Source organism: Streptomyces uncialis (assembly GCF_001905345.1).
In the GTDB taxonomy this organism is placed as follows: domain Bacteria; phylum Actinomycetota; class Actinomycetes; order Streptomycetales; family Streptomycetaceae; genus Streptomyces; species Streptomyces uncialis.
The window spans coordinates 1-12,588 of sequence record NZ_LFBV01000007.1 but is presented as its reverse complement, the minus strand read 5'-3'; the positions used below and the strand labels follow the sequence as shown (position 1 = coordinate 12,588).

14 protein-coding genes are annotated in these 12,588 nt (G+C 69.7%); 7 read left to right on the top strand and 7 right to left on the bottom strand.

What is annotated here, in order from left to right:
* Positions 1-552: 552 nt before the first annotated feature.
* Positions 553-1,281 carry a glycosyltransferase family 4 protein gene (locus AB852_RS41395; RefSeq protein WP_342748496.1) on the top strand — a complete coding sequence of 243 codons (729 nt, stop codon included), beginning with the start codon at positions 553-555 and terminating at the stop codon, positions 1,279-1,281.
* 682 nt (positions 1,282-1,963) lie between these two features.
* Entirely contained in the window at positions 1,964-2,563 is a 600-nt protein-coding gene (locus AB852_RS24870) for an SMI1/KNR4 family protein (RefSeq protein WP_073792433.1), read from the top strand.
* A 292-nt stretch (positions 2,564-2,855) separates the two neighbouring features.
* On the opposite strand, the gene AB852_RS41390 is transcribed toward AB852_RS24870, so the two are convergent.
* The 4 genes from AB852_RS41390 to AB852_RS24855 form a co-directional block, all read right to left on the bottom strand.
* Positions 2,856-2,990 carry a hypothetical protein gene (locus AB852_RS41390; RefSeq protein ID WP_281257833.1) on the bottom strand — a complete coding sequence of 45 codons (135 nt, stop codon included), beginning with the start codon at positions 2,988-2,990 and terminating at the stop codon, positions 2,856-2,858.
* A complete protein-coding gene (locus AB852_RS24865; protein ID WP_073792432.1) occupies positions 2,987-3,328 on the bottom strand; it encodes a hypothetical protein in 342 nt (113 codons plus the stop codon). Before AB852_RS24865 ends, AB852_RS41390 begins: the two co-directional genes overlap by 4 nt.
* A 703-nt stretch (positions 3,329-4,031) precedes the next feature.
* Complete coding sequence (locus tag AB852_RS24860; RefSeq protein WP_178391106.1) at positions 4,032-4,820, bottom strand: class I SAM-dependent methyltransferase; 789 nt, start codon at positions 4,818-4,820, stop codon at positions 4,032-4,034.
* 442 nt (positions 4,821-5,262) lie between these two features.
* A complete protein-coding gene (locus AB852_RS24855; protein WP_073792430.1) occupies positions 5,263-5,703 on the bottom strand; it encodes a MarR family winged helix-turn-helix transcriptional regulator in 441 nt (146 codons plus the stop codon).
* A gap of 68 nt (positions 5,704-5,771) precedes the next feature.
* Between AB852_RS24855 and AB852_RS24850 the strand changes: the two genes are divergently transcribed.
* From AB852_RS24850 to AB852_RS24840, 3 genes are all read left to right on the top strand, one after another.
* Positions 5,772-6,146 (top strand): cupin domain-containing protein, encoded by a 375-nt coding sequence (locus tag AB852_RS24850; RefSeq protein ID WP_073792429.1) that lies wholly within the window; start codon positions 5,772-5,774, stop codon positions 6,144-6,146.
* Positions 6,147-6,583: 437 nt separating this feature from the next.
* Complete coding sequence (locus tag AB852_RS24845; RefSeq protein WP_073792428.1) at positions 6,584-6,781, top strand: hypothetical protein; 198 nt, start codon at positions 6,584-6,586, stop codon at positions 6,779-6,781.
* Positions 6,782-6,823: 42 nt separating this feature from the next.
* Complete coding sequence (locus AB852_RS24840; protein ID WP_073792427.1) at positions 6,824-7,123, top strand: hypothetical protein; 300 nt, start codon at positions 6,824-6,826, stop codon at positions 7,121-7,123.
* A 662-nt stretch (positions 7,124-7,785) separates the two neighbouring features.
* Here the strand turns inward: AB852_RS24840 and AB852_RS24835 are convergent.
* Both AB852_RS24835 and AB852_RS24830 read right to left on the bottom strand, forming a co-directional pair.
* Positions 7,786-8,397, bottom strand: a complete 612-nt coding sequence (locus AB852_RS24835) for a hypothetical protein (protein WP_143201275.1) — start codon at positions 8,395-8,397, stop codon at positions 7,786-7,788.
* 145 nt (positions 8,398-8,542) lie between these two features.
* Positions 8,543-8,845: a VOC family protein gene (locus AB852_RS24830; protein ID WP_073792425.1), complete on the bottom strand. Its 303-nt coding sequence runs from the start codon at positions 8,843-8,845 to the stop codon at positions 8,543-8,545.
* Positions 8,846-9,803: 958 nt separating this feature from the next.
* Between AB852_RS24830 and AB852_RS24820 the strand changes: the two genes are divergently transcribed.
* On the top strand, positions 9,804-10,382 hold the full coding sequence (locus AB852_RS24820; protein WP_073792423.1) for a dienelactone hydrolase family protein: 579 nt from the start codon (positions 9,804-9,806) through the stop codon (positions 10,380-10,382).
* 453 nt (positions 10,383-10,835) lie between these two features.
* On the opposite strand, the gene AB852_RS24810 is transcribed toward AB852_RS24820, so the two are convergent.
* A complete protein-coding gene (locus tag AB852_RS24810; RefSeq protein ID WP_073792421.1) occupies positions 10,836-11,324 on the bottom strand; it encodes a nuclear transport factor 2 family protein in 489 nt (162 codons plus the stop codon).
* An 891-nt stretch (positions 11,325-12,215) separates the two neighbouring features.
* Between AB852_RS24810 and AB852_RS39910 the strand changes: the two genes are divergently transcribed.
* Positions 12,216-12,554, top strand: a complete 339-nt coding sequence (locus AB852_RS39910) for a hypothetical protein (protein WP_178391105.1) — start codon at positions 12,216-12,218, stop codon at positions 12,552-12,554.
* The last annotated feature ends 34 nt before the right edge of the window (positions 12,555-12,588 follow it).

Here is a 12,588-nt window from a genome sequence, read left to right as displayed (position 1 = left end):
TGCGTCCAGTCAACATCGCCCCTGTCCCCTGCCCGTTCGACACTCTCAACGATCCAAGTACGCAGAACCTCATAACTTGATCGTTGCACGACGTTCATCCGATCACCACAGGCTGCAACCCCCGGAGGGCCAACCGGTGCACGGCGCGGGTGCCGCCGTACTCCTTGGTGAGATCTTGGACGTCGATGCTGGTCAAGGCGCCGGAGTGGCGACCGGGCACGGGTCCAGGACTCTGCCGCCCGAGGAGAGCGTCTCCCCCGTTCGGGGGAGGCTCGCCGTCAGTTCCGGACGCCACATGACGGAGTGACCTGCCTGCTGCGCCCGCTGATTGACGGGACGAGGCACACCCACCTGCCGTCCAAGCCATGGGTGCCCGCAGTGTCGCTGCTTGCGCTGGGGCTGATCCCCGCGGTGCGCCTGAGCGAGGGCGTGCAGGCGCGCCTGCTGATGACGCCCGGCAAGCGGGGTGCCCCGGACGCGCGGCGATCACGGTCACACCGCCAGCCACGTGGCGGGACCGGCTGCGGACAGTGGTAGGGGCTGGAGGCGCGCATGGCCCTCGGTGCGGTGATGCTCCTCGCTCCCTCTGGCTGCTGGTCCTCGCCGTGGTGCTGGCCCGACTCTCCTTCGGGCAGGTGCCGGACGACATCTGGGTCCTCTCGAAGGCGCACCCGCACTGGGCGTACGCAGCGCGGCGCTTGGCCTGCTCAGCCTCCCGCCGGCGGCGGGTCTCCTCTTCCCGGCGGGTCTGCTGCTGTGCCCGGAGCCGGGCCGCCCGCTCTCGCGCGGCTAAAATCCACGATCACCGCAGTCGAAGCCCTCTCATTGACCGACCAGCCACACCACTTGACCGTGATCGGCGAAGGAACCCTCCAGGAGCACCTGCAACAGCGGGCAGTCGAACTCGGGCTCCGGGACCGGGTCCGCTTCGTCCCGTTCCTGCCCCGCGCCGAACTCTGGCGCCTCCTGCCGGACTTCGACGCCTTCGTCTTCACCACCACAGGTCTTGAGGCCTTCGGGCTCGTCCTCATCGAAGCCCAGGCCCACGGGCTTCCGGTCGTCTACTCCAACCTGCCCGGTGTAAAGGAAACCCTCGGAGGCGCCGGGGTTCCCTACACTCCCGGCGTCCCACGCTCACTGACCGTGGCCCTGGACGAGATGGGCCGGGCCCCCCACCGGCGCAAGGCCCTGAGCAAGGCGGCTCTCGACAACGCGCGCCGATACGACATCGCCGCCACCGGCTGCCGGCTCCGCGAACTGACCATCCGCGTCACCTCCTGAGCCCGATGCTCGTCCAGTTGGCCACCGGCCGCTCCCTGCCTCGGCATCCTCCTGGGATCGCTGCACTCCGCGGCCATCACCATCCGCACCTGGCAGAAGAAGCCAGGCACTGCCGCGGCTTACCAGAACGCCCTTCATCGCGTCGCCGGGATCGCCATCGCCGGAGGTGCTTCGCAAGGTGGCCCCAGCCAGGTGACGAGTTACTGTGACAGTGGAGCGGGCGTGCCTTCGCGGACGCGAGGCAGGAAGCGGTGAAAGGTCATGCCGGTACGATTCCGAAGGTGTCGCTGCGGGACCGCGCGCCGAAGGGATTGCGGGAGACCTGGAGGAGGTCGCCGCCTCGGATCCGGAGGCAGAAGCTGTTGCGGCTGACCGGGGCGATTTGATGACCGCCCCAGCAGTGGTAGCCGAGGAGATCGAACTCTTCGCTGTCCGCAGCCTGGCACCCGTACCGGATGATTCGCCTCCGTCGTATCGCAGTCCAGTGACGCCATCACGTCGCCCCGCCAGTTGCCGCCGGGACCGCGGACTTCCGGCTCGGCGTGGTGCCCGGCGGTAGCGAGCTCCAGCTTCAGCAGACGGTGCTCCATCCGAGCCTTGAACACGGTCCTGGCCCGGATTCGCCGCACCGGTGACGGGGTGGATATTCTTTCCCGCCACCGGTGGAAGGGAGTGGCGTTCCATGAGCGAGGTGAAGGGTGTCGAGGCGGTGCCCCGGCTCTGGCAGCGCTTCACGGAGTGGCTCAGGCACAACGCCCCTGAGGACCACGCAGTGCTGTTGCCGGGGATCGGGGCGGAGGAGCTCGGCACGCTGGAGCGGGAGATCGGCTTCCCTCTGGACGGCGGGCTGAAGGCGCTGCTGTCGGTTTGCTGTGGGGTCGTGACCCCTGCGTCGAGCATGGAGCCCGGCGCTTTCTTCCTCCAGTACAGCCTGCTGGACGCCGCCGGGATCGTGGAGTGGCAGCGGTACTTCGCCAACGCGGAGCGGGACCTCGTCGCGGACGGAAACGGCTGGGGCGTCGGGATGCTGGCGCACCACTCGTGGGTGCCCTTCGCCCAGGCCAACACCGGGGACGTGTTGTTCGTGGACCACCGGGACGGCCACGAAGGAGAGGTAGGGGAGATGTCCTTCGGCGACCCCCGGTACCGGCTGCTGCGGCCCGGTCTCACAGAGACACTGCACGACATGTCCGTCGCGGTCGAGGAGTCCGCCCCACTCCTGTCGCCCGAGTTGAGGCGGCGTCCAGTGGTGCACGAGGGGCGCATGCTGGAGTGGCACTGAGGGCTTGCAGGCGGCGAGAACGCTTCCGCCGGCGGCCGGGGCGGCCATGCCGCGTTCCGTCATCGTCATCCCGATCGCGGTCCCCAGCCCGAGCGGCTCGCGGCCGTCACCGCACCGCTGGCCGCCGTCCAGCGGGCGCGCGGCGCAGGCCCGGTCGGATTCTTCCTGGCCTGCCGTGGCGTGTCGCGACGTGCTCGGACCAGGCCGGCCGGTGGTGCGGGGAGCCGTGAACGTACGGGCCGGCACCGGCGGGGCCGGAGCTCCCGGGGTGCCTGGCGGGTGAGCGGTGCGGTCAGGCGACCTGGTCCATACCGGCGCCGACCTTCTTCATGCACGCGTCCTCGAAGGCCCTGAGACTGATCTGGCCGTCGTGCCCGGGGCCTATGAACTCCGTGAAGAGGGTCCAGCCGCGCTGCTTGAGGATCACCTTGGGTATTCCGTCTCCCCGTCCGGTGTCTTGCGCACCCTCTGGTCGTGGGTCCGCCAGTCACGCTCCCGCAGTTCGCGGACCGCCGTGTCGTAGCGGGCGATGTCGACCGGGGTGGCGGTGATGTCGGTCGTCCAGGCCTTGAGAGCGACGCTGCACGACGCTGCCGTGCCCGGCCGGACGCCCGCGGCGTCACGGGCGAACTCCTCGTTCGCCGGGACATCCGCGTCGGCGGCCGAGGTGTCGAGGTCCGCGCGTACGACCTCCCTGGGGAGCGGCCCGGTGCCCTTGGGGCGGGGGCGCAGCCGGGGTGACGGCCGCTCCGGCGCCCGAACCACCCGTGCCGCACCCCGCGGCTCCGACCACGACGACCGTTACCACCACGGCGGCGGCCCACTTCGCTCTGCCCACAGTCCGTACCCTTCCCCACGCCGCGGGGAGCAGGCGCCCCCGTGACCTGGGGAGGAGTCTGCCACGGCGTGCTGACGCGACAACCGGCAGCCTCTCCGCCTGACGACCGGTGAGCAGCCCCGCCGGTCGGCCGCTACGACGGCCGCCCCTGACAGCTCCGTTCTCACGTGCACCGCCAAGCGGACGGGATGCCGTACCGGCGGGCACCACGCCTACGCGGCCCGGGACCGCGTCGCGGTCGTCGAACACCTGGCGCATCTGGACGCGGACCAGCTGGAGTTCACCGCGGGTGTGCTCCGCAACACCTGCAACGACACCCTCCAGGTCCTGCGGGAGACCGGCCGCCCGCACAACCCGGCCACCGTGGTCCGCCAGGCGGTGCGGACGGTGTCGGTCCTTTCGGCTGGGACGGCTGGGCGGTGCCCGCCCTTCTCGTCTTCGGTTTCGGCGGCCCGGAGCCCGTCGCAGGTCAGCTCTCGTTGGAAGTCGCGTCGGACTTCCCCGGCCACTACGGCCGCACCCGCCCGCCGGCAGCCGGGCTGCGCCCGCTGCGTGACCCGAGCACCGACGAGAAAGCGGCCGACGACGAGAACAGCCGGCCGCTTCCCAGCGGTCAGGCCGTTCTGGTTACTACCCGGCGTGCAGGACGAAGAACAGGAAGCACAGGAATCGCGGCTCGGCCGCGATGGCCTCGGGGAACATCTCGCGGGCGGCGGGATCAGGATCCGGCTCGCTGATGACCGATATCCTGAAACCGGCCCCGCCGAAAGCCTCGATCATCGCGTGCAACGGCCTGTGCCATCTGCTCACCAGAGCGGTCCGGCCGCCCACGGTCCACTCCACGGTCCATTTGGTGGTGTCGAAATAGTTGCACTCCGCCTCGCGACCGGCCTCGCGGTGTATGAGATTGATGGCAAAGGGATGGTCGACAGACGCGATCAGCCGACCGCCGGGCCTGAGTACGCGTCGCAGCTCGGCCAGCGCCGGCCCCCAGTCCTCCAGGTAGTGCAGCACCAGGGACGCCACTACATCGTCGAACGTGTCATCAGCGTAAGGAAGCGCGCTGCCCAGGTCCGCCACCTGCAGGTCCGCACCGCCGCCGAGCCGCTGCCGAGCCAGCTCCAGCATCCCGGCACTCGTGTCGAAGCCACTCACCACGGCGCCACGGTCGCGCAGCGCGGCAAACAGGGCCCCCGAGCCGCAACCGGCGTCGAGGATCCGCCGGCCGGCCACCTCTCCGGCGAGGGCCAGCATCGCGGGCCGCTCGTAGTAGGCATTGACAAGGTTGGTTTCGTTCGCGGCCGTGTACGCCTCGGCGAAGCTGTTGTAGTCGTTGGTCCCCGACGGATCCACACTCACTGCGGACGGCGAGACCAGCCTGGTGGAAATCGCCTGCTCTGGGCGCTCGCTTGGGATCATGGTGCGGGAGACGTGCGCTGCAGCAGTCCGGTTCCTGGCTGCGGCCAACTGCTGCGCTGCGTCGTCGCACGGGTCGATCCCGTCTACCCCGGAGTCCTCTCCCTGTCGGGCCACGCCGGTGCGGCGGGCCCTCCCGGAACACAGCAAGCACCCCGGCGCTCGTGCCGGAGAACGGAAGCGCGAGCACAAGGCTCCCCGGGCCGGGTTCGCCTCATAGGCGACCGCCACCGTCATGCGGATGCTGCGCGAACACGACGAACAGGCGGCAGCACTGACGAGCACCTGACCGCTGCGACCCCTGTCGCAAAGTGGTTGGCTACAGAAGTTCTTCGGGGATTGCGGGATCCGCGACTTGCTGCGCATCCCGACACGGGAGGCGCGAATCCGTTGTCCTGACTCCTCCTCGGTGACCTGCGACAGCCCAGGCCAGTGCCTTACTGGCTCACCACGGAGGGCGGATCGGCCCCTGTGGCGTAAGCCGGGTCAGGTCGGCGACAAGTTCACTGAAGCGCGCCTCTCCCAGCGCTTCTCGCCATGGTGCGACGGCTGCCCGGGCAGCCTGGTCGGCGGCGCGAGTGGCAGCCCAACCGGCCTCGGTAAGCCCCAGGAGCCGGGCTCGGGCATCGTGCGGGTGAGGATGCCGCACCAGGTATCCCTTGCGGACCAGTTCCTCGACCAACTGGGCGCCGGCCTGCTTGGTCACCCCCAGGTGCTCTGCCAGGTCGGCCGTAGTGGCGTCGCCCAGGGAGATGCGGGCGAAGGCGAAACCGTGTGCCGGCCGCAGATCCTCAAAACCTTGCCGGGACACGCGAGCGTGGATCTCCTGCACCAACTGTCCGGAGAGTGCCAGCACGACAGCGGAGAAGGCCAGAGCGTCATCCATGGGCTTGACTATAACTGGTCAAGCTGCTTGTCTTCATGGACAAGCTACTTGTCCATAAGGAGGCTGCTATGCCGTTCATCCGCCGCGACGAGGCCGTCGTGCACGAGATCCACGGTGTCCGCTTCGTTTCCTACGTCCGCCCGGGCTCGGGCAGCCGGGATCTCGCCGCCTGGCGCGGCGAGATCCCGGCCGGAACGATGGGCCAGCCCCACATGATCAGCCACGAGGAAACGTTCTACGTTCTGTCCGGTCGCCTGCGGCTCACCATCGGCGGCGAGACCGCCGAACTCGGCTTCGGCGACGCAGCGGTGGCTCCGGCAGGCTCCGAGCTGGCAGTTGCCAACACCACCGACCAGCCCGCGCACATGTGGGTCACCACACGTGTCGGGCTCAGCGCCAAACTCGCCGACGGCAGCACCATCACGCCGCCCTGGACTCATTGAACCCACCCGAAGCAAGGTCATCAAGCAGAGCGTGGACGATGCCGAATCAGTCGATGCGGCAGGGTGCGACCCATCGTGATCAACTTCTCCCGATCGGCCCGTCTGCCATGCCCATCGCCCGGGCCTGCCCGACAGCCCTGGCCGCCGCCGAGCGCGAGCGGTTGAAGAAGACGGCCTCTTCGCCACAAGACCGAGTAGCGGCTGGACCACTCCAGCAGCACCAGCTGGATCCCACCCAGGTAGACCCGTCTCGTATGCCGGGAGCGAGGCTCGGACCGCGGGCCACCGTCGAGGAGGATGCGAACCCAGGCTTCGACGACGCGATGGATGCCCGGGGCCGTCCCGTCGAGTTCCCGTTCCAACCACCGGCCGACGGCGGTGAGGGCCCGGACCCCGCAGTCAGAACCGGTACCGCTGGGGCCGGATACCATCCCGGAATGCCCCAACAGCAAGAGGAGTCCTCCGAGCAGCAGTCCAGACTGCAGTGGCTGCTCCCCCACCGTCTCGCCGTGCGCGAGGGATGGCGGTACGCGAGCCTCGATGGGCTGCTGATGGCGCACGGCCGCTGGTTCACCCCTTCCCCCCTCCCCGCGGAGGTGGCCCCCGGGGTCCCCGGGGCATGCTTCCGGGAATAACTGGCCTGGGCATCCGGGCAGCCCCCCGACGACACTGCCTACGTGGAAGGGTTCGCGGACGACATGATTCTGGGGCCGACCGCTCACGCGTGGTGCTCACGGGCCGACGCCCGGGCGATCGACCGCACCTGGAACCCGCCCGGCGTGGCATACATCGGCCTCCCCCTCCGGCCGGAAGCGGCAAAGTCGTTCACGCACGACAACGGCACGTGGTCCGTTCTGTTCGCCTCCGGCGGGCTGAGCTCGCCGACAGCCGAGAATTGGATGCGGCACGGCATCCCCCAGGGTGTGCTGGCAGACGTCGGCATTCCCTTCCCCGCAGCGTTCCCTCAGCCGGGCTGACCGGACCGCACCACGCCGTCGGCCCGGGGCCGAATGGCGCGGCGGCCGACATGCTCCCGTGGTGGTGAAGGCCCGAGCCTGACACGCGCCTGGCCTTCACTCAGTCCAGCGGCATCCGGTCCATGGGCATCAGGACCGGACCCGGCAGGCATCCTTAGCGCGAAGCGCGCCTTCGCCGATGCGGTCCCACACAGGGGTTCCGTGCCGACGTACCGGCCCAAGAGCGGTCGCCGGGGCCATCGCTGCGGGCTTCAGCCGTGACCAGGTGACGCGGTACCGGCCGCGATCGCCCTGCACGGCGCGACGGGCAAAGCGTTGGCGGAGTCCGGCGGCCGGGGCCTCCGGGGCCACTGATCAGGCGGCCCCCGGCTGATGGCGGCTCCGCCAGGGGGCCCCGCAGCGCCGTGTCCGCTTCGCGCACCTTCCATCGTGTGGCCCCTGGTGGGCCGCGGTGCGACTCTTGTCCGATGAGGACAGAACGGCGGAGCCAGGCCGCGCGCGACGATATTGGCGCCGGAGACGCCAACATCCAGCGTGATGGCGCCGAGTTCATCAGGAAGATGCGGGCCCGGGCCGGCGCAGAGGCTGCCTACGGCGCAGACAGGCGGTCGGGGCCAGCGGCTGCCGTCCCGGGTGGCGATCATGTCGTTCAGGTGGCGGATCTAGCGCTGCTCGGCGTCCTCCACGAGCTCGCATCGCCAGTCGTAGTGGACCCGGTAGAGGGACTCGGTGGCCACGGGCACAGCCGATCCGTCAAGGGGGACGGTCGCCAGGTGAACGGTCCCGCCGTACAGGGCCACACAGGTCAGGACCGCACGCAGGTACTCGTGCCCGTGCTCCTCCAGGCCCACAGTCCCGTCCTTGTGGGCGTGCGCGACCTCGTGCAGACCCACGGTGCGGGTCTCGTCGAGGTCCGTGAAGGCCGGTGCCGGGTCGAAGACGCGGTGCGGGCACTGGTCCACGGAGATGTCGCGGACGGCGACCGTGATGTTGATGTCAGTCCGTGAGCCTGCGGCCCCGGCGGTGGTGACGATGGCGAGCAGGCGGTCGCGGATTGCCGCTGCCTGTGCGTCGATCGTGGCCCACAGCGGGCCGACACGGTGGCTCTCCAGGTGGAGGTAGAGGCTGATCATCAGCTCCGCCTCGGCCTGGGTCATCGTGACCTCGGGCAGCAGATCCTCCGGGACGGCGGCCAGGCGCAGTGGCGAGGGCCGGAACCTCGGGCTCGCGGTTCCCGTGCAACTCAGCGGCAGCCCTTCGATGGAAGGCCGCACCGCCACCACGTCGGCAGCCGGACCGCAGGGCGGCCCCGGGCGGGCCGGCCACGGGCACCCGCCCGCGCGCACGGCTCCCCCGCCATGGGCCGTGAACGTGACCACAACGTCAGTACCGAACACCGTCGTGACAGCCGTCCGGACTTCAGCTTCTGCCAACAGCAGGCTCTGCGGTCACGACGACGGTCCGGCCGTCGGGGTCGGTCAGGCGGTGTGTCCCTGTCGGGAGCGGCCCGGCCGGAACGCTGAAGGCGAGGCGCGCACGTCCGGTGGCCTCCTTGCCGTCCGCCGGGTACACCTCGAAGACGAAGCCGCCCTCGAGTTCAGCGGCGTAGTGCACGGGGCCGGCCCCGTGCTGTTCACGGACCATGGGCAGGCCGAAGCCGGCGTAGAAAGTCCGGCAGCCTTCGAGGTCCGGGGTGTAGATGACGAGCAGGGTGGCTCGCATGGTTTGCTCCTTGACGGCGTCGGGAGAGGGTCGCCGGCCCCGGGGCCGATGGGCCGGATCCAGTGCCGGCGGATCACTTCGCCGTGCTGGCTGAAGCAGATCGTCAGCGCTTTCCAGGGTGACTTCGGCCCGATGGCCCTCTGATGCGGGTTGCCAGTCTGCCGTCTGTCCGGCGGGTGATGTAGTCCGCGCGGAGAGCGTCTACCGGCGGGAGCGAAGTGAACGGCCGCCCCGCCCTTCGCCCGGCATGCCGCCGCAGCCCGGGCTGCCGTCGCCACTCAGCACCTGGGCATCCGGCAGCCACCGCGAGGACGGGACAAGCAGGGGCGTTGCATACCCTCGGGGCCGGTGGTCCGCAGATCTCCGGCCGGCTTCCGGGCCGGTGGTCCGCACCCTTCGAAGGCCCATGGCACCAGAGGCCGTCGGCCATCACCGGCGGTCCGGGCCCGACCCTCCTCGCCGCTGCCGGCCGGCACGCCATGTGTTGTCCGCCTCGCAGGGCCGGGGGCGCCTCAGGGGTGGGACCGCAGCCGGGCGGGGTCGCGCTCCGCGTCCGTGCCGCCGACCGCCGGGACGTGATGTCCGGATGTTCCCGCCCTGCGCAGCCGCGCTTCGGGGCCGGCGGGTGTATGGGGGGCGGCGTGGGCGGCAGTCGTGGTGTTCTGCCGGACGTCCCGCTCCCGCCTGACCCGCTTGCAGAAGGCCAGGCGAGAGGGTTCCGGCATGCCCACAACGCGTCCGGCAACTCACCGCCGACAACCGCACCCTCGACGAACGGCTCAAGGCCGCCCGCTCCAACCTCCGCTTCCAGGATAGGCGCGTCGCCGACCTCGAAGCCCGAATCGCAGACCCAGCTTCAACGATCTGATCCCGTCCGGCTACGACCCGCAGATGTGAGTGCCGCGGGCCATACTCGTGCCGCGGCGCCGCCCGGGCACCGCAGCACGCGGGGAGCGACATGGCTGAGGTGCTGGTTTTCCACCACGGGCACGGGCTGACCGTCGGCGTCCGTGAGTTCGCCGAGCAGCTGCGACGGGCCGGACACACCGTCCACGTCTCGGACCTGTTCGAGGGGCAGGTATTCGACAGCCTCGAGGAGGGCATCGGTTACGCCGAGGACGCCGGGTTCGGCACGGTCATCGCGCGCGGAACCACGGCCGCCGAGGGGCTGCCTGCGGAACTCGTCTACCTCGGGTTCTCGCTCGGCGTCCTGCCGGCGCAGAAGCTGGCGCAGACCCGCCCCGGCGCGAAGGGCGGGCTGCTGCTGGAGGCATGCGTCCCGGTCGCGGAGTTCGGCGGCGCCTGGCCCCACGATGTCGCGGTCCAGGTCCACGGCATGGACGCGGATCCGTTCTTCGCCGGGGAGGGCGACGTGGACGCAGCCCGGGCGCTCGTCGAGACGGCGGCGGATGCCGAGCTGTTCCTCTATCCCGACGGCAGGCACCTGTTCACCGACAGCAGCCTGCCGCCCTACGACGAGCAGGCCGCCGCGCAGGTCTCTCATCGAGTGCTGGACTTCCTCGACCGCATCAAGTAGCCCGGCATTTCGGCGAGGACTACCAAGGCCCAAGGCTGCCCACTCCAAACTGCGCTTCCAAGACCGACGCATCGCCGACCTCGAAGCCCCGCCTCACCGACCCGGGATCAGCGACGTGGTCCTGCCTCGCTGACCTCCTCACAGCCCGTCCACCGTCCCGGTGGACGGGCCCCCACGAGACCACCCGGACGAGCTACAGCAACGGCCCCAACTCGCCATCACGGACATGTAGTGTATGAACCGTCGCAGTTCAGAGCCGGTGCACGAGCTCCTGCGGTCGGTAAACTCGACGAAGCGCGGGAGACTGCCGATCCGGTCCGGCTGATGCGCCTGTTCGGGATCACCTCCTACACCGCGATCCGCTACGTCCGCACCGCCCACCCCGAACGCTTCACGATCGACCCCACACAAGCCTGAGGGGACGGGGCCGTCCGCAGGAAGCGTCGCCTGTGATCAGCTGCTCTTGCCTGCGTGGTCAGGCTCCCCGAGACGCTCCGTCGGCCCACCGAACGGCAGGACCAGAGTTCGCTTCGCCAGAAGCCAGACACCATCGGTCCTGCGGAAGGTGTCTTCATAGTGACCAATGTTTGCTGGCAACCGGGGTGGAACAAGCAGGCCTTCGGCATAGCCGTCGACCCGGTAAGTTGCGAAATAGGTCGTGGCCGTTGCCTCGTTGGTCGAGTGAACAGTGACCAGAATGTTCGTGCACATCCGCCTGGACAGCCGGTCCGCCGGCCGGGATCCGAAGTAGTGGCGAAGGGCTTCGCGTCCTTCGATACGACGACCGTCACGCGGCCACTCCCAGACTCCGTCCGGGGTGAACAGGTCGGCCACCGTGCTCGGTTCGCCGAGATCAAGCCTTCGGACGAGTTCCAGGACCAAACGCTCACATGAGCGCTCAGCGGGCATACGGTCCAGGGAACCGAGATCTTCGTTAGTCATCTGCGATCTCTATCAGCCGCCGTGCCAGACCACGAGTGCTTTTCGTCGGCATTGGGGCCGGACACGGGTGAGCTGAGCTGCACCGAACCCGCTTGCGCCTCCCAGGAGAGCCCCACCCCACGAGCGGGTTCCCAGCAAGGCAGCCTTCAGATTCCACGAACCCGCTGGTTTCCATACCTAGCATGCCCTTCGGCCTTCGTGAGCAGGCCACCCTGCGGGACCTCGGCCGCCGGTGCCACGCGGCTCGGATCTCGTACCGACTGGCCGTGCAGGAGCGCGGAGGGAGAAGGTCTGTGCCCTCCCGGCGCCAGGAGAGCGGGCGTACATCCCTGCGGTGGATGTGCCGAGGAGCGGCGCGACCACGGAGCACAGGGGCTGGCACCGACGGGGCGGGGCGCTCCCCCGAGTGTCTGTCCTGCGAGCGGCGTGGTCAGGCGACCGGTCCATGCTGGCGTCGGCCTCTTCCTGCACGCGTCCTCGACGCCGTGAGGCTGGTCGGGCCGCCGTCCCGGGCCCATGAACTCCGCGAACAGGGTCCAGCCGCGTTGTCTGAGGATCAGCCGGGCGTAGTCCGTCCTGCCGTTCGGGTTCTTGCGCACTCTGGGTTGTGGGTGCGCCAGTTACGCCCCCGCGGTTCGCGCACGGCCGCGTCGTAGCGGGCGATGCCGACCGGGGTGGCGGTGGTCCAGGCCCTGAGGGAGACGCTGCGCGACGGCCGCGTGCCCGGCCGGGCGTCCGCGGCTTCACGGGCGGACTCCCCGGACGACCGCAGCGTCCGCTCCCCCGTCGCCGACGCTCGCGTGAGGCGGCCGCACTTCGTGTCCGTGGCGCGCCATGAGTTGGATGGCGGTCTGTTCCGTCGTGGGCCGATGTCCCTCAGAGCCGGTTGCGGTGTCGGTGCTCGTAGTAGTGCTCGTTGGCGACGAGAACCGAGGTGACGTGGACCGGGAGGCCGCCGCTGGTGCGCGGGACGTCCTGCGAGGTCTCCCGGGTGAATCCGAGGGAGACACCGGGGATGAAGGGGTACTGCGGCTCAGAGCGGTCGACGGTCCAGCCTCGCTCCTGGGCCCGGCGGAGGAGGTGTTCGGCTGGTGTGGTGAAGACGTCGTGACCGTCGAGAAGGACTCGTACGCCGGTCCGCCGGCCTTCGCCGGGCCACTAGACGAGTCATTCCGAATGCTGATGGTGTGTTTGGGAACGCCGGACAGGGCGTCCAAGATCGTTGTGTGACGAACAACCTGGACGCCCTGCTGACCGCACTGTA

Excerpts from the sequence above, each read along its gene's own strand:
- AB852_RS24830 (WP_073792425.1), bottom strand. The coding sequence starts at position 8,845 with ATGCGAGCCACCCTGCTCGTCATCTACACCCCGGACCTCGAAGGCTGC.
- AB852_RS24810 (WP_073792421.1), bottom strand. The coding sequence starts at position 11,324 with ATGACTAACGAAGATCTCGGTTCCCTGGACCGTATGCCCGCTGAGCGC.
- AB852_RS24820 (WP_073792423.1), top strand. The coding sequence starts at position 9,804 with ATGGCTGAGGTGCTGGTTTTCCACCACGGGCACGGGCTGACCGTCGGC.
- AB852_RS24870 (WP_073792433.1), top strand. The coding sequence starts at position 1,964 with ATGAGCGAGGTGAAGGGTGTCGAGGCGGTGCCCCGGCTCTGGCAGCGC.
- AB852_RS24860 (WP_178391106.1), bottom strand. The coding sequence starts at position 4,820 with ATGATCCCAAGCGAGCGCCCAGAGCAGGCGATTTCCACCAGGCTGGTC.
- AB852_RS24845 (WP_073792428.1), top strand. The coding sequence starts at position 6,584 with ATGCCCCAACAGCAAGAGGAGTCCTCCGAGCAGCAGTCCAGACTGCAG.
- AB852_RS24855 (WP_073792430.1), bottom strand. The coding sequence starts at position 5,703 with ATGGATGACGCTCTGGCCTTCTCCGCTGTCGTGCTGGCACTCTCCGGA.
- AB852_RS24850 (WP_073792429.1), top strand. The coding sequence starts at position 5,772 with ATGCCGTTCATCCGCCGCGACGAGGCCGTCGTGCACGAGATCCACGGT.
- AB852_RS41395 (WP_342748496.1), top strand. The coding sequence starts at position 553 with ATGGCCCTCGGTGCGGTGATGCTCCTCGCTCCCTCTGGCTGCTGGTCC.